Below are 19,054 nucleotides of genomic sequence, written 5' to 3' on the forward strand. Positions count from 1 at the left end.
GGTGATAGAATACGCGCACCGTACAAAAACGGGTAGCAAGACACTGATCACGGTTGGCTGGACCGGGGACGCATCCCGGTGTCAAAGTAGTGGTGTGGTATGCGTAAACTGGTATTACAAACTGATTTCGGCTTGGTGGATGGCGCCGTTGCCGCTATGTATGGCGTGGCTTACGGCGTTTCCCCAGAACTTGATATTCATGATCTCACCCATGAGATCCCCCCGTATGATATTTTTGCGGCGTCTTATCGGCTTTATCAAACGATCCAGTATTGGCCGGCAGGCACAGTGTTTGTTTCCGTCGTCGATCCTGGCGTCGGCTCGGCGCGGCGCAGTGTCGTTGCTCGGACCGCTTCTGGACATTATGTGATCACGCCTGACAACGGCACCTTGACCCACTTGCAACACTATTTAGGTTTATTGGCAGTGCGCCAAATCGATGAAGTCAAAGATGCCTTGCCTGGCAGCTTAGATAGTCACACCTTTCACGGCCGCGACGTTTATGCCTTCAATGGCGCCCGGCTAGCCAGCGGCTTGCGGGACTTTTCGCATTTGGGAGAGCCGATCAGCGTGGACTCGCTCGTCCAACTGCCGCTAGGAACTGTCACCACTACCGCCCATAGCGTGGCAGGAACCATCGATATCTTGGATATCCGCTTTGGCTCGCTTTGGACGAACATCCCCCGCCAAGCCTTCACCCAATTAGGCATCGAAGCCGGCGACTTCATGCAAGTGTCGATCCGCCAAAACGGCCAATTGCGCTACCAAAACCAAATGCCGTTCACGCAAACCTTCGCCGCCGTTGCCGTGGGTGAACCGCTGATCTATATCAATTCGCTGTTGAACATCGGCGTGGCGATCAACCAAGATTCCTTTTCCAAGCTGTATCACATCGGCACCGGCGTTGATTGGGAGATCACCCTCACCCAACTCGCCCGCTAGGAGGAGATAATATGGCAAAACGACCCCCTCATCATGACCCCTTCAATGTGCGTACCGTCGTCGCCATCGGGATCGGCACGGCGATCATTTTTATCTTGAAGCGCTGGGTCTCTATCCCCACAGGCTTTCCCAATACCAACATCGACACCTCTTATGGGGTCTTGGGCTTTTTAAGCGTGTTATACGGGCCGATCGCCGGGTTTTTGATCGGGCTGTTCGGCCATGCCTTAAACGACTTCACCCAATATGGCACGCCTTGGTGGACCTGGGTGTTGACGACTGGCTTGATCGGCGGCAGCATCGGCTTGTTTTGGCGCTGGTTTGACATTGAAAGCGGCCGCTTTGGGCTGAAAAAGATCATCAGCTTCAATTTGATCCAATTGTTGACCAATGGCATCGGCTGGGCGTTATTGGCGCCGACGCTGGATATTTTGGTCTATTCTGAGCCGGCAAACAAGGTGTATGTTCAAGGCGTGATCTCGGCGATTTCCAACACGGTTTCCACCGGCGTCATCGGCACGATCTTGCTCATCGCCTATGCGGCTTCGCGGACGCAAAGCGGCAGCCTTAAGCGAGAAGAGTGAGCAAATGACCCCAGCAATCAAATTCGATCATGTGACCTTTCAATATGACAGCCAAGCGGAACCGACGCTTTATGACATCAACTTGACCATCACCCCAGGCGAAAAGCTCTTGATTGTCGGCCCGTCTGGTTCCGGCAAATCGACTTTAGGCAATTTGATCAACGGCTTGATCCCCCATGCCTTGCGCGGCCAGCTCACCGGCCGCGTGACAGTGGCCGGCCAAGACGTCGCAGCCAGCAGTTTGGCGGCATTATCGCGCCATGTCGGCACCGTGTTGCAAGACCCAGACAGTCAATTCGTCGGCCTCACCACCGCTGAAGACATTGCGTTTGCCTTAGAAAATGACGCGATCGCCCCAGCGCGCATGCGCCAACAAGTCGCGCACTGGGCGGCGACGCTCAATTTAAGCCAGCAGTTGGAGCTGTCGCCGCAGGCCTTGTCCGGCGGGCAAAAGCAGCGCACCGCCATGGCAGGCGTTTTGATCGATGAAGGTGAGATCTTGTTGTTTGACGAGCCGCTAGCCGCCCTTGACCCTGCCACCGGCAAACGCGCCATTGCACTGATCGATGCGCTGCACCGGCAATTCAACATGACGGTGGTGATCATCGAACACCGCTTAGAAGACGTGTTGACCCAACCTGTCGACCGGGTGATCGTGATGGATGGCGGCCGCATCCAAGCTGATCTGACCCCAGAAGCGCTCTTGCAAAGCGACTGGCTGCGGCGAGTCGGGCTGCGTGCGCCGTTGTATCTGGAAGCCTTGACTGCCGCTGGGATCGAGCGCGCCACGATCACCAACATCGCTGATGCGGCCACCGTTTCTGCTCCGCAGCTGAAAACGCGCTTGACCAATTGGTTAGGCGCGCAAGCCCCGCCGGTTGCGCGAGCCACCCAAGCCCCGCTGCTCACGATCCAAGACCTCACCTTTGGTTATCCGCGCGGCCGGCAGTTGTTTGCCCATTTTGACTTGACCATCAATCGCGGGGACATGCTCGCGTTAGTCGGCGCCAATGGGGTCGGCAAATCGACGTTAAGCCAGTTGATCACCGGCTTTGTGGCGCCAAAAAGCGGCCAGCTGCGCTTCAACGGGCAAGACCTGGCCGCGTTATCCGTCAAAGAGCGCGCCGATCATATCGGCTATATCATGCAAGATCCCAACCAAATGTTATCCAAGCTGCAACTGTCTGACGAAGTGGCCTTAGGGTTGACCTTGCGCCACGCCGATGCGGCCACGATCCAAGCCAAAGTCGCCCAAGCCTTGCAGATCTGCGGCTTATACCCGTTTCGCAATTGGCCCATCTCCGCATTGAGTTTTGGCCAAAAAAAGCGCGCCACCATCGCCAGCATCCTCACCTTAGACCCAGAGTTATTGATCTTAGATGAGCCGACTGCTGGCCAAGATTGGCGCCATTACACGGCGATGATGCGCTTTTTAGAAACGCTGAATCAACAACACGGCATCACCATGCTGTTGATCACCCATGATATGCACTTGATGCTGGAATATGCCACCCGCACCGTGGTGTTAGGCAGCCAAGGGCTGTTATTAGATGCGCCGCCGGCAACCGTCTTGTCTCAACCAGACATTATTGCAGCTGCCAGTTTGGCTGAAACCAGTTTGTATGCTTTGGCGCAACGCGTCGGGCTGGATCCTCAGCAATTCACGGCCGCAGTGATCGCCAATGAAAGGCAGGCGGCGCCATGACGGAACAACTTTTTGGCTATGATGACCAAGACACCTGGCTGCATCACCTCGGCGGAGCCACGAAGCTGTTGGCGTTTTTAGGCTTGTCGCTGATCGCCATGGCCAGTTATGACACTCGCTTTATCGCCGCCATCGTGGTACTTTCGCTGTTTTTATTCAAACAAGCGCACATTGCCTGGCGCCAAGTGCGCTTAGTGGTGAAAGTGATCGTCACCTTTTCGTTGTTGAATCTGGTGACCGTGTACTTGTTTGCGCCGGAATACGGCGTGCAATTATACGGCAGCCGCCATTTGCTCTTCGGGCAAGGCTATTTTACGCTGACGCAAGAACAGCTGTTTTATGAGGCCAACTTGGCGCTGAAATATATCGTCACCGTGCCTTTGGCCTTGATCTTTTTGATCACCACCAATCCCAGCGAGTTTGCCGCCAGCCTCAACAAGCTGCACCTGTCTTATCGGGTCAGCTATGCGGTGGCCTTGGCTTTGCGGTATATCCCAGACATTCAAACCGCCTACCACCAGATCAGCCTCGCCCAACAAGCCAGAGGCTGGGAGCTATCCGCCAAAGCCAAGCTTTCTGCCCGCTTTAAAGGGGCGCTGCAGATCTTGCTGCCGTTGATTTTTTCCAGCTTGGCGCGCATCGACACCATCAGCCAAGCCATGGAATTGCGCCGTTTTGGCCGCAACCCGCGGCGCAGCTGGTATCGCGACCACCCGTTTGCCAAAGCCGACTGGCTGACGCTTGGCGGTGTGGCTGTAATCATTGGCATCGGCTTGTGGTTATTTCATCAAAACGGCGGGCGATTTTATAACCCGTTTTAACGTCAAAAATGTCCCTAACCATGCCGGTTAGGGACATTTTTGATGGACTTAAAACTTGCGCAAGGCGACGCGATCGATCACATGATCGGTGGTTTTATGTAAGATCACATCCGCGCGGTTTTTCGTCGGCAGGATATATTCTTTCAAGTTCTTCAAGTTGATGTCGCGCCAAACTTGCTTGGCCATGGCAAAAGCCGCTTCGCGATCGCCGATGGCATAGTCATAATAATAATTGGTCGGGTCCGTGAAGGCCGTTTCCAATAACATCCCGAAGCGTTCCAAGTACCACTGCTCGATCAGCTCCGGATCAGCATCGACATACAGCGACAAATCAAAGTAATCGCTAATGTAGATCGGCTGCTTGCTTGGCAGCTGCAAGACATTGATGCCTTCGACGATCAAGATATCAGGATGATCGATCACTTCTTCTTCATCCGGCACGATATCATAGATCTGATGGGAGTATTTCGGCGCCCGCACGACGCCTTGGTTGTTTTTGACATTATTGAGAAAATGGATCAGCAGATCCATATCATAGCTTTCCGGGAAGCCTTTGCGATTCAAGATCCCGCGCCGCTCTAATTCGGCATTCGGATACAAAAACCCGTCGGTGGTGATCATTTGCACGCGCTTATCCGGATAGGCCCGGCTCAACAACAAAGATAATAACCGCGCGGTGGTGCTTTTGCCTACCGCCACCGACCCGGCGATGCCGATGATGAACGGGTGGTTATGATCGTGTTCGCCCATGAACTGGCTGAGGTTATACTCCGCCAGTTGATAGTCTCGATAGCGCACATGGATCAAGTGGCGCAATGGCGAGTAGATGTCTTTGACATCTTGCAAGCTGACTTCATCGTTTAACGACCGCAGTTGATCCAGTTCTTCATCGCTGACTGACGCGAAATTGTGTGTGTGGAATGTCGCCCACTCACTGCGGGGAAAGACATAATAATTCATTCGAGATTCCATAACTTCTCCAATACTTCCCAAAATTCAGTATCTGGCCCAATGTCAGACATGTTACTAGTGTACACCAACTCTTCTGGTAACGCTCACAAAATCCACGATGATCGTTAAACCGCAAAATCGGCGCCAAATGCCCGCTTAAATGGGTCATTTGCCACCGACTGTTGGCGCACATCCAGCCACCGCTTATGCGCGTTTTTTATTATTTTCTTGGATCGCTTGGGCTTGGTCGTATAAAGGGCAGCCGCTGTCGCCGCAACTCTTACACCCATCGCCCTCATGCTTACGGAAGAAACGGTTATAGACCACAAAGCCCACCGCCGCAAAGATAATGACCGCAATAATCAAAGTCGCCATGACGATTCCTCCTTACATTGCTTGCGCTGCCAACGGCTTTTGTGCTTGCGCACGCTTGATAAACAAGCCAAACCCGATCAAACCTAAAGCCGCGATCGCCAAGCTTAACCCCCAAACAGAGGCGGTGCCGGCGATCAAAGCGCCGGCTTGATTGACGATCGTGGCGACCATGTAGGCCACCGCGGTTTGATAGCCAATGGCATACCAAGTCCACCGCGCTTCGCCGAATTCTTTGCGCATGGTGCCGATCGAGGCAAAACAAGGCGCACATAACAAGTTGAAAACCAAAAACGCATAACCGGCCATCGGCGCATAAGCAGCGCGCAACTGTGCTTCAAATTGTGCCATGCTGCCAGAGCCAAAGGCAATGTGGAAGGTGCCGACGCAATTTTCTTTGGCGATCAATCCAGAGAAGATCGCAGCTGTCGCGCGCCAATCCCCTAAGCCCAGCGGCGCAAAAACCGGGGCGATCGCGCCGCAAATGGACCGCAGCATGCTTTGATTTTGCGCCACCATTTGCATCCGAAAGTTGAAATTCGCCAAGAACCATAACAACACGCAAGACGCGAAGATCAAAGTCCCCGCCTTATACACAAAGGCGCGGCTGCGGCTCCATACGGAACGCAAGATATTAGAGGCTTTTGGCAGGTGATATGCCGGCAATTCCATCACGAATGGTGACGGCGGCCCGGCAAACAATTGCGTTTTTTTCAAGAAGACCCCAGAGCCGATCACCGCCATGATGCCGATGAAATACGCACTCGGCGCCACCCAAGACTGGTGCGGGAAAAAGGTCCCAGACACTAAAGCGATCACCGTCAGCTTCGCCGAACACGGCATGAACGTCGTCAACATAATGCTCATGCGGCGGTCTTTTTCAGATTCGATCGTCCGCGTCGCCATGATCCCTGGGACCCCACAGCCAGTCGCAATCAACATCGGGATGAAGGACTTGCCTGAGAGATTGAACCGGTGAAAGATCCGGTCCATCACAAACGCGATGCGCGCCATATAGCCGCAATCTTCCAAGATGCCTAAACACAAAAACAACATCATGATCTGTGGCAAAAACCCTAAGATCGCCCCAACGCCGCCAATGATCCCATCAACGATCAAGCTTTCCAGCCAAGGCGCCACATTCAACGCGTGCAAAGCTCCGGTGGCCACATGCGGCAGCCAAGTGCCAAACACCGTATCATTGAGCCAATCAGAGCCGATCGTGCCCACGGTTTGAATGGACAGATAATACACCGCCCACATCACCACCGCAAAAATCGGCAGCGCCAGCCAGCGATTGGTGACGATGCGGTCGACTTTGTCTGACATGCTTTCTGAGAAGTCTTCTTTATCCACGACACTCATGGCAATGATGCGGGCAATATAGTCATAGCGTGCATTGACAATGATCGAATCAGAGGTGTCTGCGAACAGTCCTTCTGCAGTCGCGATCGTTTGTTCGATCTCACTGCGCTGTTGCGTTGATAAGTTGATGGCTTTTTGGACCTGTTCGTCTCGTTCAAACAACTTGATCGCATACCAGCGCCGCTTGGCTTGCGGAATCGCGGTGAGCTGATCTTGGATCATGCTTAATGCCGATTCGACTCGCGGGTCATATTCTGGATATGGATAACAGCCGCATTGCGGATCATGGTCAAGCATTTGATCGACCAATTCCTCAACGTGGTCGCCTTTGATTGCGCTGATACCGACTACCGGCACCCCTAAGACATAGCTCAGCTTTTTCAAGTTGATCTCACGCCGGTGCTCTTTGGCCAGCACATCCATCATGTTCAACGCCAAAATCAGCGGCCGGCCGGTTTCCATCACTTGCAGCGTCAAATACAAATTCCGCTCCAAGTTCGTGGCATCCACCACGTTTAACACCCGCGTCGGCGCTTCATCGATCAAAAAATTCCGGGTGACGATTTCTTCACTGGAATAAGGCGACAGCGAATAAGTCCCAGGCAAATCTTGCAAGACGACCGTTTTATCCTTGCGCAAGCGCCCCGCCTTGCGCTCCACGGTCACGCCAGGCCAGTTGCCGATCGCTTGTTTGGCCCCAGTCAAGGCGTTAAACAAGGTGGTTTTCCCCGAGTTGGGGTTGCCCACTAATGCCATCGTCATGTCATCTGCCATATCAGCCTACCTCCTCGACTAAAATCGCCTGCGCGTCTTGCTTGCGAATGCTTAACTTATACCCGCGCACGACTAATTCCATTGGATCCCCCAAAGGCGCCACATTATAGACTTTGATCAAGGTCCCTTTGGTCAAGCCCATATCCATCAGCCGATGGCGCAATGCCGGCTGCCCGGCTAATTTGGCCACGATGCCCATTTTATGGATAGCCAAAGACGCCAAAGGAATCGCGTCCGCAGACGCTTCTGCATTCAGCGGGCGGACTTGGATCTGCGACGCGATCTCCACGCTCATCGCCAAGCGCTGGCCTTGAAAATACACCAGCATCCCCGAATCGCCAGAGGTGGTTTGGATCACGGTGATGCGCTTGCCTGGCAGCAAGCCGAGTTCGGCCAAATGCTTATTCAACCGTTCGCGCCCAGTGATCGCCATAATGATATAATCACCAGTTTGCCTTAATGCTGTCAGGGTTTCCATGCCGCGCCGCCTCCTATAGTCTCAATTAGCCCCAGTGTACCGTTTTTTAGTCAAGTTGTGGGGCATTTCACAAAATTCATTGGCTAAATCATAGTTGTGCACAAAAATTAGTCATCTGGATACAATCACTTGTGCACAACCTAAAGCAAAATCAGGTAAGCGAATACATTTTGCTCAAAAAAAGCAGTGTGTCATCGTCGGCACACTGCATACATGGTTAGTCTAAACTGATCAATTGCGCTTCTTGACGGCGCTGGCGGTTGATAGCGCGGCGCTTGGTGTAACCGGCCGCGATCGCTTGCCCTTCTGCTTCGTCATATTCCAAACTCGGCAAAGGCACCGTCGTGGTCGACACAAAGGTCGAAAACGCATAACCGGCTAAATACCGCTCGCCAGTATCCAGATCTTCGCCGACTAATTTCGTGAAGACCTCCATTGACTTAGTCCCGACCCCAGTGACAAATCTGGTATAGATCAACGCATTGCCGATCAACACCGGGTTGGCATACACCATCGAATCCACGCTGCCGGTCACCAGCTGCCGCCGGGCAAAGCGGTGCGCGGCGATCGACGCGCTTTCATCAAGCCAAGATAAGGTCTGGCCGCCAAACAAACTGTCATGCTCATTCATTTGTCCTTCAAAGATCCGGTGGCTGGCGATCGATTTGGTCAAACTTTGTTTCAACACCAATTACCTCTTTTCGTACAACTCCGGTGCCACTTGCGCCAATAATGGCGACAGTTCAGGGCTGGCCAAGATCGTCAAGCGATGCATCGCCCGGCTGGCGATCGTATATAACAACTCGCGCTCATCTTCTTCATGGAAGAAGTGGGCATTGGCTTGCCACAAGATCACCGCATCAAATTCCAAGCCCTTAGCGAGATAAGACGGCACCACGATCACGCCGGCGGCCAACCGCTGATTTTCACTCTTGATCAAAGTCGCCGCGATCCCTGCCGCATGCATCAATTGGAAAATATGTTCCGATTCTTCCAAGGTCTTGGCGATCACCGCCGTGGTTTGCTTGGCGGCGTCATTGACTTTCAGTTGCGCTTCTAACTCAGTTAATAGCGCCTGCTCATCGGCTTTGACACTGATGGTCGGCAGCGGACCTTGGCGATCAAAAGCATTGATTGCTTGGCCGCTGCGCAAGATCGCCTTGGTAAAGTCCGTTACTTGCTTGGTCGAACGATACGACTGCGTCAACTGGATCACCCGCGTTTTGTCCGGGTCAAATAACTTGGCGACGTCTTGGATCAAGGTGTGCGATTCTGACTTGGTAAAGATCGCCTGATTCAGATCCCCTAATAACGTGAAGCGCGCCTTAGGAAAGCTGGTGCGCAAGTACGCCAGTTGAAACGGCGTGTAGTCTTGGATCTCATCGATGAAGACATAGCGCATGTTGCGCTCGCCGTGACGGCCGGTCATCAAGTCATACAGGTACAAATACGGCGTGGCATCGGCCATCGCTAAGCGGCGATTTTTGAATTCAGCTAAGAAGTCGTCAACATCTGCTTGCCATTGGGCTTCACTCAAGCCAAATGCACTCAAGTCCACAAACTTGCCGGCACTCTTCAAAAACGCCAAGTACTGCCCGCGGCTGTTGAGAAAATGATTCCGTACGATGGCTTGTTGGATCGATTCAAACGCATCCATGACGATCTTGCGCGCATAGAAGCGGTATTCTTCATCCGAGTTTTTGAATTCACCAGGACCATTGGCTTGCAGCTCGCGAATGCGTTCTGCCGACAAGTCTTCGACTGCTTCTTGCACCCACTTGGACTTCATCGTCGATTCGACCTTGCGATTGAGCATACTGATCAGCCGTTCCTTGGTCGCACTCAAGCGATTGCCCAAATGATAGTTGGCGTTGAAGCTGTAGAAGATCTCTTGGATGCGATGCTTGGAGAAAAAGACGGTGTCGCGGAAGCGGATATCGCGAAACTTCATGCCGCTTTGCTCCAAGCTGGTCGCATAAGCTTTAGTCGCGTCAAAGAAGGCTAAGCTGCCTTTGAGTTTGGCCACTTGCTTTTGCGCCGGCGTTTGCACGACTTCAAACTGCGAAAACAGATCCTGGACGGCAATATTTGGCACTCGGCGCGTCACATATTGGTAAAAGGTGAACTGCACCATGTTTTGTTCGCCAAGTTCTGGCAGCACATTGCCAATATAATCAGAAAACAGCTGATTAGGGCTGAACATGATCACTTGACTCGCATTCAGATTACCGCGATAACGATAAAGCAAATACGCGACGCGCTGCAACACTGCGGAAGTCTTCCCAGAACCAGCGGCACCTTGCACAAATAGCAGTTCTGCAGACGTATCGCGGATGATCTGGTTTTGTTCCCGCTGGATCGTCGTGACGATACTCTTCATTTGGGTATCAGACTTTTCGCCTAATACTTCCAGCAGCATCTGATCCCCGATCGTTTCAGTAGTATCAAACATCGTCTGGATCCGACCATTGGCGATCACGAACTGCCGCTTCAAGTTGACCTGCACCGTTTGCGGACCGTCTGGCGTTTGGTAAGTCACCTGGCCCAAACCGCCATCATAATAGATCGAGCTGATCGGCGCGCGCCAATCATAGATCAAAAACTTGCCTTGGGCATTGGTGAAAGAGCCTAAGCCGATATAGATCGTCTCGGGTTTTTCACTGCCTTCTTGAAAATCGATCCGCGCAAAAAACGGATTTTGCTGTAACCGGCGGACGGTTTTCAACTGTGCACTTGATTGTTGCCAAGCATTCGCACGTTCATCCAGCATCTGTTGTTGTTGCTGAATGCTGGCCGCGGTTTCGATGGTTTCGGCATCGTTTGTCAAGTTGATCGAGAAATCGCTGAAGAAATTCTTATTCAACGACTTCTCTTCGGCCTTCGTCCGGTCGATCTCGGCACTCAAGCGCTTATTGGCTTGGCCAAGCTCATCCATGATACCGTCAAGATGGGTCTGTTCGAATTGTTGCTCCAAATCTGCCACAGGCTGCTCCCCCTTAATCGCGACAAAATAATCGTTTTAATATACTACCACTATTCGAAGATTTCCACAACGACACCAGAGCGGAGCAAGCCGGTCTTAGGGGTGTGGATAAGGCGGCGTGATGCGTTATGGCGTCAGCCATAACGTGGCGCGATGACTTATCTGCAACCCCGTTGGCTTGCGCAGCTCGACGATACACCAGAGCGGAGTGGTGCGCATTTAGGCATGTGCATAAGGCGGCTTGGGTGCGTGATGGCAACGCCATCGCGTGCACGAGACGACTTATGCGCAATGCCGTTGCACCGATAAACCAGAGCGGAGCAAGCCGGTCTTAGCGATGTGGCTAAGGCAGCCTGGGTGCGTCGCGGCACGCGGCGTGACCGGGATGACTTAGACGCAATCGCGTTGGCTTGCGCAGCTCGACGATACCCCAGAGCGGAGCACCGCGGTTATGGGTGACGGGCTAACAGGGCTTGGTGGTGGGTGGCGCAGCCACACGCCGCCGAGACCGGTTAGAACGCTCACCCATGCGGTGCGCAGCTCGAAAAAAAAACAGAGCGAAGCAAGGACGTACTTAGTGAGTCAAAATAACAGCCACTGGTGATGGGTTGCAACGCAACACAGCGCCGGTGGTTTTATTTTGCGCTCACGTTGTCCTTGCGCAGCTCGACGCCAAACCCCAGAGCGGAGCACCGCGGGTTTAGGGGTGTAGATAAGGGAGCCTGGTGAGGTGCGGCAAAGCCGTGCCGTGGCCGGGATCACTTATCTGCGACCCCGTTGCGGTGTGCAGCTCGACGCCAACCCCAAACCAGTACACTATCCCCCCTATGAATACACCGCCGAAGTCCATCGTCTCCGCGCAACTCTCCGCCCTTGTTTTTCACTGTTTTTTTCCCTTGTTTTGCGGTATCTTATCCTAGAATGCATGGAGGTGTATTTATGGACAGTTTATCGTTATTGATCGTCTTGTTTGCCGCTTTAGCGATTCCTTTAGTGATGGCAAAGTTCAACATTACCAGCACGCCGACTGCCGTGGCGGAAATCGTCACCGGGATCGTCTTGGGTAAAAGCCTGTTGGGGATCGTGACGACCAACGCCGTGTTGACTGAGCTTTCGAGTCTAGGGGTGATCGTGTTGATGTTTCTTTCCGGCATGGAAATCGACTTCAGCTTATTCAAGCCGCAAAAAAACGCCACGCAGATCGGCCCGGCGAAGTTAGCCGTCATCAGCTATGCCAGTATCATCGCCATGGCGGCGGTCTTCGCCTTCATCTTGAAGCTCACCGGGTTATTCGACCATGCGGTGTTTGCGACGATCGTCTACGGCACGGTTGCCTTGGGTGTGGTGATCGCGGCGTTGAAAGAAAAGGAACTGCTATCCAAACCATTTGGCCAAACCATTCTCTTGATCGCCGCGTTAGGGGAAGTCTTACCGCTGTTATCCTTGACGGTATACGCGTCGATCAATGGCTCTTCGAGTCGCAGTGTGTGGTGGCTGTTGGTGATCTTTATCGTTGCGATCTACTTGTTGATGCGCTTTCGCCGGCCTTATCAGTTTTTTGCGCGGATCGATAAATCAACGACTCAATTAGACATTCGCCTGGCGTTTTTTTTGATCATCACGTTAGTCACGGTGGCAGAAACCGTCGGCGCTGAAAACATCTTAGGCGCCTTTTTGGCCGGGATCGTCATGAAGCTTTTGCGGCCTAGAGAAGAGACCCAAGACAAGCTCACCAGCTTAGGGTATGGCTTTTTCATCCCGATCTTCTTCATCATGACCGGCGCCAAGATCGACTTGAAGCAATTACTGTCTGATCCGCATAGCTTGGCCTTGATCCCCTTGTTACTGATCGGGTTCTTCTTTGCTAAAGCCTTGTTGACCGTGATCTTGCGGCTGCGCTTCCGCAATGAAAATGCCATTGCCGGGACGTTTTTGGCCTCCACCACGATCACTTTGGTCGTGCCGGCTTTGACCATTGGCCGCAGTTTAGGGATCATTTCTGCCGAACAATCTGGTGCCTTTACCTTAGCGGCGATCATCACGTGTATCTTCAGTCCGATCCTTTTCAACCGGTTTTACCGCGCTGAAAAAGAGGACTTCAAAAAAACCGTGGTGCATTTTATCGGCACCAACATTTTGACCGTGCCGATCGCCCAACAGCTCGCCTCTGGGTTATACGAGATCACGATGTACACCGATGATCCCCAAAAATATCGCACGTATAATTCCGAAGCCAACGTCAAACTGATGCCGGCCTTTTCTCAAGGCGCCTTGCGCGAAGCCGGGGCTTATGATGCTGACATCGTGATGCTGGCGTATTTTGATCATGATAAGAACTTTGAGCTGGCACAATGGGCGCTGGCGGCCAAGGTGCCGCGGATCATTGCCCGCTTTGAATCCAAAAACGTCCAAAACCCGCGCTATGATGAACTGCGTGCCGCCGGAGTGGAAGTTTATAGCACGATCGACGCGTCGATTTCGCTTTTACGCTCGCTGATCGAAACGCCGTCGACGTTGAAGATCCTCGAAGACACCACTGCTGGGATCTTTGAGATCACCGTCAACAACCGCCGCTTTACCGGCATGGAGGTCAAAAACCTGCCTTTTGTTGACGACATCACCATTAGTCAGATCTACCGCGACAAGCACTTCATCGCCCCGCATGGCGACACCCAGATCCATCTTGGCGATCACATCATTTTCTCTGGGGATAAACGCGCCGTCGCTGAGATCCGGGAACAAATGGAACGGCTCAATTAACGCTTGCGTGCTACAATAAGATTATTAATAGAAAGCGGTGATCATGATGAAACAAGGAACCACGATCTTGACCTTGGATAACGGGTACCACTTATGGACCAACACCCAAGGTACTGGCGACATTCACTTGCTGTGCCTGCATGGCGGCCCTGGCGGCACCCACGAATATTGGGAAAACTTTGGCGAAGAGCTGGCCGATTTAGGCGTACAAGTCCACATGTATGACCAACTTGGCAGCTTCTACTCCGATCAGCCGGATTATTCTGATCCAGAAAACCAAAAGTACCTCACCACCGACTACTTCTTGAACGAAGTCGAAGAAGTCCGCCAAAAGCTGGGCTTAGACCAATTCTACTTGATCGGTCAAAGCTGGGGCGGCGCATTGGTCCAGCTTTATGCCTTAAAGTATGGGCAGCATCTCAAAGGCGCGATCATTTCCAGCATGGTCGATAACATCAATGAATACCTCGAACATGTCAACTTATGCCGTGAAGAAGCCTTGCCGCCGTCTGCGGTCAAGTACATGAAGAAAATCGAAAAAGAAGGCAAATGGGACGACGCGCAATACCAAAAATATGTCGACGTCTTAAACGCCGGCTATGTCGATCGCAAACAGCCGCCGGCGATCAGCCATTTGATCTCGACCATGGCAACGCCTGTTTACAACGCCTTTCAAGGCGATAACGAATTCGTGGTCACCGGCAAGCTCAAAGATTGGGACATTTCCAAAGAGATCCACAAGATCACCGTGCCGACCTTGTTGACTTTCGGCGAACACGAAACCATGCCAATGAAATCGGCTCAACGCATGGCCGAAGTGATCCCGCATGCCCGCTTGGTCACCACTCCCAATGGCGGCCATCACCACATGATCGATAACCCGCCAGTATACTTCGCCCACCTCAAGCAATTCATCCAAGACGTGGAAACGGGCAACTTCACCGATTAATTAAGAAAAAGTCTCAGCTTTCGCTGAGGCTTTTTCTTGTGTCCCAATTGGCGGTATAATGAAGGAAAGGATGGAGGCGGTATCAATGAAGAAAAGTTGGGTCTTCTTACCAGCAGTGGCCTTGATGCTCGTGGCCGCAGGGTGCGGCAATCACGACACCAAATCAACTGACTCAAGCAGCCAGGAAAAAGTGAGCCAGACGCAAACCAGTAAGAAAAAGGCAGCCAAATCAAGCAGCGTCGCCAGTTCCTCTACTAGCAGCAGCAGTGTCGCTACAAGCAGTGTGGCAAAACCGGTGGCCAGCCAAAGTGCTGCGGCACCGCAAGCCACAGGCGATCGTTTGACCACCTTGAATCATCAGCTGGCCGCGGCATTGCCAGGCGCATTGCTGCCAAGCACTTACCCCACTGGCAATCAAGTACTTAATGCCAGTTATACCGGCAATTCAGCGAATTACCATATCTACTATGGGACGGCTGATCAAGCTGATGCCTTCAACACGCCAAACGTGCATGCCAACGCTGCTGCCATCGAGCTAAGCAAGCAAACCTATGGCGATGCCGCCAGTGCAGAAGCTGCGATCAATTATCAACCAGTGGCCGCGGCCAATGCCACGATCCCTATTGGTGATAACCTCAAGGCCATGCAACAAGGCGGCGCCGGGTCGACTTACACCACGTGGCAAGAAGGCCGCTGGTCGATCACGGTCCAAGCCAATAATATGAACCAAGAAGATGGCTTGCCGCTGGCTAAACAAGCCGTCGCCTTGTTTAGCACCTTAGCCTTGCCTGCGCCTGCCACTCACGGCGCAGTCAACTTGCGCGTCAATACCGGCGGCATGCGCTTGAACACGATCACTTGGCGCAGCGGCAATGCCCTTTATACCGCCAACGGCGTCGATGCGTTGACCTTGATCCGCGTCGCGACTAGTTTACATTAAACCAAAAACCAGAAACCAAAAACCAGCACCAGCGCCTGCAATTGAGGCGTTGGTGCTGGTTTTTTGCTTTACTCTTGTTTATGTTCGTCACTATAAATGATATTTTTGTATTTTTGGGCTAAGGCAGGCGACAAGAAATAATTGCTGCCGTGCCAGATCCCGGCCCCATAAGCATCCTCTAACACCGGCACGGATTGCCCGTCAAGATTACGGTTAACGACGCGGTAATAACCGCCATCCCCGGCGCTTTGATACCATCCGCGGACGTTGATCCAATGCGAGCCATCATCAGCCTTAATGCTGGTCGCTGCGCCCCATTTTTCCTTTTTGGGATCCATCTTTGACGGATCGCCATTGAGCGCCGCCTGATCAGCGGCAGTGCGCATGGAAATCGGATAAACCGGTTCTGCTTCACCATCATAGATCGATTCATTAGCCGCAAATTGACACGTATGCAGCTCACTCGTGCCATCGCCAGGATCGTCATACGTGTACCATTTATGTTGATAGCTGCTGTCGAAAACCGCATCGCTTGAAGCCGCATTAGCCGCCGCATGTTGGCTGGCGGCGCCAGCATCAGGTGAGTCGCTGCTGCTGGCTGGTTGCGAGCCGCTTTGGCTGTTTTCGGCACTGGCTGCTTGGCCGGCTGCAATGGCTTGATAGCCGCTGGCTAAATCCGTATTGGCCGTTTGTTTGACAGTCAGCACATCTGCATTGGCAGCAGCTTGGCTGACTAGTGCTTGCGCTTGGCCGTTTGCGGTTAGCGTGAATAAGTACAAGATCTTATCGGCATCGTCGACATAAACGGCCACCACATTAGGCTGGGTCTTGCTGGCTTGACCATCAGCCGGCAGCCAAGTCATTGGCGTCGTTTTGCCTGCCACATTCACCGGCTTATTGGCTTTGTAGATCTCGGCCAGATCGGTACCTTGCCACTGCGCATGCGTCGTGGCACTGACTGGGATATAGGACTGATTCATCGTAGTGCCGAAGTCTTGCATAAACGCGGCCAGTTTTTTTGCCTTGGCCTCATCCCAGGCGATCTTGACCCCAGTTTTTGACTGACTGCTCGCCTTGATCATGCTCATACTAGAAGATTTCGCCGATTGTTGACCGCCACAACCCGCCAATAGCAGCCCAAGGCTCAACACCGTTGCTGTTTGCCAAATTTTCATGATTCCCACCTCTTCTAGAATAGAGTGCCACGCAACCTGCAAAAAAACAAATAAAAACGGCCTTTTTTGGCCGTTTTTATTTGCGCTGGTGGACCTTGCGGGCAAGATACAAGTCATAACCCCCGACCAATAGAAACGCTGCGCCAGCCGCGATCGCGCCTAAGGGATGGTTAGGCCACAACCAATAAGTCACATACCCGCCGCCGCCAAGCGCGATCACTGCCGAGATCACCCAATAACTGCCAGAGCTGGCGCCTTGCGCACTGGCACTTTGGGCTAATTTTTGAAAACGATTCATTTGCCTTCCTCCTTAGCTTTAGTCTATCAGGACACTGACGCAAGCGCCACGTCTTTGTGCTAAACTAAAGCCAAACGAATCCGGAGGTCACAACATGAAAACAGTCACGGTATACTTAGTGCGCCATGGTCAAACTTGGTTCAACCGCTTCAACAAGATGCAAGGCTGGTCCGATTCTCCACTGACCGAAAAAGGCCTCGCCGATGCCGAACGCGCCGGGCTAATGCTCAAACATATCACCTTCACCCACGCCTACTCCAGCGATACCATGCGGGCCAGCAAAACGGCGCGCAAGATCCTCAGCCTCAATATGAATAGCAACGTGGAGCTGACCATCACCCCGTTTTTCCGCGAACAATTCTATGGTTATTATGAAGGCGAAGATTCTCCCAAGACTTGGTATGCCGTTGGCGCGCCGCATGACACCCCCAATTTCAAGGCCTTGATCACTAAGTATGGCGTAGATGCCTCCAAGGATTTCATGCATGAAGCCGATCCTTTTGGGGCCGCTGAAGATGCGCTGACCTACTGGAATCGCCTGCAAAAAGGCTTCAAGCTTTTACGCCAAGACAATCAGCACGGCGACAATGTACTCTTGGTCAGCCATGGCACGACCATCCGCAGCATCGTCGATAAATTCGGCAAAGAAGATGGCTTCAAAGTCACCGATGCGCCACTCAATGGCTCTGTCACCAAGATCGCCTTGACTGATCAAGGCGTCAAGATCTTAAGCTACAACCAAACCAGTTTATAACCACGAGAATAGGCGCCGCAGCGACTGCTCAAAATTAGAGCAGCGGCTGCGGCGCCTATTTGTGCATTGATCGATCCAGGCATTGGCTTATGGCTTCGTTTGCCGATGGATCTTCAAAAGCATTGCCACTAAGCCTAAAAAGATCACCCCGATCACCGCTAACCCACGCGCGGTGTGCGCGCCAGTTTGGGGTAAGGTATTGTCAGTTGGTACGCCAGGCGTCGCCGCAGGTGTTTTTGGCTGCGTGTGGGCAGCGGGATCGCCTTTAGCGTCAGTTTTCGGCCGACTGCCAGGGACTGGGTTTTGCCCAGGCAGCGGGTTTGGTGCTGGCGCTGGGTTTGGTGTGGGTTCCGGTTTTGGTTCCGGTTTTGGTTCCGGCTTGGGTTCCGGTTTTGGTTTTGGTGCTGGTTCCGGCTTGGGTGCGGGTTCAGGCTTGGGTTGCGGCGCCGGCTTTTCAGCCGCTTTGATAAACTTTTGGGTTTGTGACGTCCCAGTTGCCCATGGCCGACCATCAAAGTAGACTTTGATATTCGCATACACCGGATCAGGCGCAGTCGCCGCCACCGTGACTTGGATCTGCATGGTGATGACCCCACTATGGGCGTTATCTGGATCTGCCGCTGCAGTGCCGCCTAATGTCTTAACGGTGACTTGCGGGTTGTTGCTGATCAGTTGGATCCGGTTGGCTGGCACCGGCCCATTCGCATTGGTATAAGGCATGATCATCGTCCCGGTGTAGGTGCGCCCAAAGACGACTTGCGGGATGCCAGAATTCGCCATGTTTTCGGCTGCTGGCAGGTGCATGTCCATGTGGTTGACCGAAAATTCCACACCTTGACGCATGGTGATCTGGGTTTGGGCAGCCACCGGTTGCGCCGTTGACAAGCTGGTCGTTAATAATAGCCCGGTTGCAGGCAGGACTAAGAACCAATAGGGATTAAAAGTTTTCATGATAGTGTTTTAGCAGGAAACACCTGATTTTAATCAGGTGAGGAATGCTGTCCTGTACCTGCTTCTCCTTTGTTAGTTTAACGCCTTTACACGCGAACGTGTGTTTGCTATAATCTCTGTGGAGGGATAGCCATGGAACAAGCCGTCACCCTAAAGCTGCGCATCACACTTACTGCAGAGGATGCGCTGTTGTTACAAGAAACGATGCGCCAGTTTGCATTGGGCTGCCAGCTGGTGTCGCAGTATGTCTTC

The 19,054-nt window shown here is 52.8% G+C and carries 17 protein-coding genes; 8 read left to right on the top strand and 9 right to left on the bottom strand.

What is annotated here, in order from left to right; all coding sequences use genetic code 11:
* Positions 1–99: 99 nt before the first annotated feature.
* The 4 genes from EKM91_RS10675 to EKM91_RS10690 are packed head-to-tail and all read left to right on the top strand — an operon-like array spanning position 100 to position 4,052.
* Entirely contained in the window at positions 100–942 is an 843-nt protein-coding gene (locus EKM91_RS10675) for an SAM hydrolase/SAM-dependent halogenase family protein (RefSeq protein ID WP_125753904.1), read from the top strand.
* Between the two features lie 11 nt (positions 943–953).
* Positions 954–1,526: an ECF-type riboflavin transporter substrate-binding protein gene (locus EKM91_RS10680; RefSeq protein ID WP_125753905.1), complete on the top strand. Its 573-nt coding sequence runs from the start codon at positions 954–956 to the stop codon at positions 1,524–1,526.
* Positions 1,527–1,530: 4 nt separating this feature from the next.
* On the top strand, positions 1,531–3,231 hold the full coding sequence (locus tag EKM91_RS10685; RefSeq protein WP_125753906.1) for an ABC transporter ATP-binding protein: 1,701 nt from the start codon (positions 1,531–1,533) through the stop codon (positions 3,229–3,231).
* Positions 3,228–4,052, top strand: a complete 825-nt coding sequence (locus tag EKM91_RS10690; protein ID WP_125753907.1) for an energy-coupling factor transporter transmembrane component T family protein — start codon at positions 3,228–3,230, stop codon at positions 4,050–4,052. The genes EKM91_RS10685 and EKM91_RS10690 overlap by 4 nt, the downstream gene beginning before the upstream one ends.
* Positions 4,053–4,100: 48 nt before the next feature.
* On the opposite strand, the gene coaA is transcribed toward EKM91_RS10690, so the two are convergent.
* The 6 genes from coaA to helD form a co-directional block, all read right to left on the bottom strand.
* Positions 4,101–5,024, bottom strand: a complete 924-nt coding sequence (coaA, locus tag EKM91_RS10695; RefSeq protein ID WP_125753908.1) for a type I pantothenate kinase — start codon at positions 5,022–5,024, stop codon at positions 4,101–4,103.
* Positions 5,025–5,207: 183 nt separating this feature from the next.
* Positions 5,208–5,378, bottom strand: a complete 171-nt coding sequence (locus EKM91_RS10700; RefSeq protein WP_125753909.1) for a FeoB-associated Cys-rich membrane protein — start codon at positions 5,376–5,378, stop codon at positions 5,208–5,210.
* A 12-nt stretch (positions 5,379–5,390) separates the two neighbouring features.
* Positions 5,391–7,514 (bottom strand): ferrous iron transport protein B, encoded by a 2,124-nt coding sequence (feoB, locus tag EKM91_RS10705; protein ID WP_125753910.1) that lies wholly within the window; start codon positions 7,512–7,514, stop codon positions 5,391–5,393.
* Position 7,515: 1 nt separating this feature from the next.
* Positions 7,516–7,992, bottom strand: coding sequence for a FeoA family protein (locus EKM91_RS10710; protein ID WP_125753911.1), 477 nt, complete (start codon positions 7,990–7,992; stop codon positions 7,516–7,518).
* A gap of 217 nt (positions 7,993–8,209) precedes the next feature.
* Complete coding sequence (locus EKM91_RS10715; protein ID WP_125753912.1) at positions 8,210–8,680, bottom strand: acyl-CoA thioesterase; 471 nt, start codon at positions 8,678–8,680, stop codon at positions 8,210–8,212.
* Between the two features lie 3 nt (positions 8,681–8,683).
* Positions 8,684–10,975, bottom strand: a complete 2,292-nt coding sequence (gene helD, locus EKM91_RS10720; RefSeq protein WP_125753913.1) for an RNA polymerase recycling motor HelD — start codon at positions 10,973–10,975, stop codon at positions 8,684–8,686.
* Positions 10,976–11,914: 939 nt separating this feature from the next.
* Here helD and EKM91_RS10725 point away from each other — a divergent pair.
* The 3 genes from EKM91_RS10725 to EKM91_RS10735 all read left to right on the top strand — a co-directional run bounded on the left by EKM91_RS10725 (position 11,915) and on the right by EKM91_RS10735 (position 15,624).
* Positions 11,915–13,735 carry a monovalent cation:proton antiporter family protein gene (locus tag EKM91_RS10725; protein ID WP_125753914.1) on the top strand — a complete coding sequence of 607 codons (1,821 nt, stop codon included), beginning with the start codon at positions 11,915–11,917 and terminating at the stop codon, positions 13,733–13,735.
* Positions 13,736–13,781: 46 nt separating this feature from the next.
* Positions 13,782–14,684, top strand: coding sequence for a proline-specific peptidase family protein (locus tag EKM91_RS10730; RefSeq protein WP_125753921.1), 903 nt, complete (start codon positions 13,782–13,784; stop codon positions 14,682–14,684).
* Positions 14,685–14,769: 85 nt separating this feature from the next.
* Complete coding sequence (locus tag EKM91_RS10735; RefSeq protein WP_125753915.1) at positions 14,770–15,624, top strand: hypothetical protein; 855 nt, start codon at positions 14,770–14,772, stop codon at positions 15,622–15,624.
* A 68-nt stretch (positions 15,625–15,692) separates the two neighbouring features.
* On the opposite strand, the gene EKM91_RS10740 is transcribed toward EKM91_RS10735, so the two are convergent.
* Positions 15,693–16,799, bottom strand: coding sequence for a DUF4767 domain-containing protein (locus EKM91_RS10740; protein ID WP_164508548.1), 1,107 nt, complete (start codon positions 16,797–16,799; stop codon positions 15,693–15,695).
* A gap of 76 nt (positions 16,800–16,875) precedes the next feature.
* Positions 16,876–17,097, bottom strand: coding sequence for a hypothetical protein (locus EKM91_RS10745; protein ID WP_125753917.1), 222 nt, complete (start codon positions 17,095–17,097; stop codon positions 16,876–16,878).
* A gap of 94 nt (positions 17,098–17,191) precedes the next feature.
* Between EKM91_RS10745 and EKM91_RS10750 the strand changes: the two genes are divergently transcribed.
* Complete coding sequence (locus EKM91_RS10750; protein WP_125753918.1) at positions 17,192–17,851, top strand: histidine phosphatase family protein; 660 nt, start codon at positions 17,192–17,194, stop codon at positions 17,849–17,851.
* A gap of 87 nt (positions 17,852–17,938) precedes the next feature.
* Here EKM91_RS10750 and EKM91_RS10755 read toward each other — a convergent pair whose 3' ends face one another.
* Positions 17,939–18,802 carry an LPXTG cell wall anchor domain-containing protein gene (locus tag EKM91_RS10755; protein WP_125753919.1) on the bottom strand — a complete coding sequence of 288 codons (864 nt, stop codon included), beginning with the start codon at positions 18,800–18,802 and terminating at the stop codon, positions 17,939–17,941.
* Positions 18,803–19,054 lie beyond the last annotated feature (252 nt).

It is taken from the genome of Lacticaseibacillus baoqingensis, assembly GCF_003946165.1.
Lineage (GTDB): Bacteria > Bacillota > Bacilli > Lactobacillales > Lactobacillaceae > Lacticaseibacillus > Lacticaseibacillus baoqingensis.

What these genes read in the sequence shown, in the direction of transcription:
- EKM91_RS10675 (WP_125753904.1), top strand. Translation starts at nt 100, where the DNA reads ATGCGTAAACTGGTATTACAAACTGATTTCGGCTTGGTGGATGGCGCC.
- EKM91_RS10680 (WP_125753905.1), top strand. Translation starts at nt 954, where the DNA reads ATGGCAAAACGACCCCCTCATCATGACCCCTTCAATGTGCGTACCGTC.
- EKM91_RS10685 (WP_125753906.1), top strand. Translation starts at nt 1,531, where the DNA reads ATGACCCCAGCAATCAAATTCGATCATGTGACCTTTCAATATGACAGC.
- EKM91_RS10690 (WP_125753907.1), top strand. Translation starts at nt 3,228, where the DNA reads ATGACGGAACAACTTTTTGGCTATGATGACCAAGACACCTGGCTGCAT.
- coaA (WP_125753908.1), bottom strand. Translation starts at nt 5,024, where the DNA reads ATGGAATCTCGAATGAATTATTATGTCTTTCCCCGCAGTGAGTGGGCG.
- EKM91_RS10700 (WP_125753909.1), bottom strand. Translation starts at nt 5,378, where the DNA reads ATGGCGACTTTGATTATTGCGGTCATTATCTTTGCGGCGGTGGGCTTT.
- feoB (WP_125753910.1), bottom strand. Translation starts at nt 7,514, where the DNA reads ATGGCAGATGACATGACGATGGCATTAGTGGGCAACCCCAACTCGGGG.
- EKM91_RS10710 (WP_125753911.1), bottom strand. Translation starts at nt 7,992, where the DNA reads ATGGAAACCCTGACAGCATTAAGGCAAACTGGTGATTATATCATTATG.
- EKM91_RS10725 (WP_125753914.1), top strand. Translation starts at nt 11,915, where the DNA reads ATGGACAGTTTATCGTTATTGATCGTCTTGTTTGCCGCTTTAGCGATT.
- EKM91_RS10730 (WP_125753921.1), top strand. Translation starts at nt 13,782, where the DNA reads ATGAAACAAGGAACCACGATCTTGACCTTGGATAACGGGTACCACTTA.
- EKM91_RS10735 (WP_125753915.1), top strand. Translation starts at nt 14,770, where the DNA reads ATGAAGAAAAGTTGGGTCTTCTTACCAGCAGTGGCCTTGATGCTCGTG.
- EKM91_RS10740 (WP_164508548.1), bottom strand. Translation starts at nt 16,799, where the DNA reads ATGAAAATTTGGCAAACAGCAACGGTGTTGAGCCTTGGGCTGCTATTG.
- EKM91_RS10745 (WP_125753917.1), bottom strand. Translation starts at nt 17,097, where the DNA reads ATGAATCGTTTTCAAAAATTAGCCCAAAGTGCCAGTGCGCAAGGCGCC.
- EKM91_RS10750 (WP_125753918.1), top strand. Translation starts at nt 17,192, where the DNA reads ATGAAAACAGTCACGGTATACTTAGTGCGCCATGGTCAAACTTGGTTC.
- EKM91_RS10755 (WP_125753919.1), bottom strand. Translation starts at nt 18,802, where the DNA reads ATGAAAACTTTTAATCCCTATTGGTTCTTAGTCCTGCCTGCAACCGGG.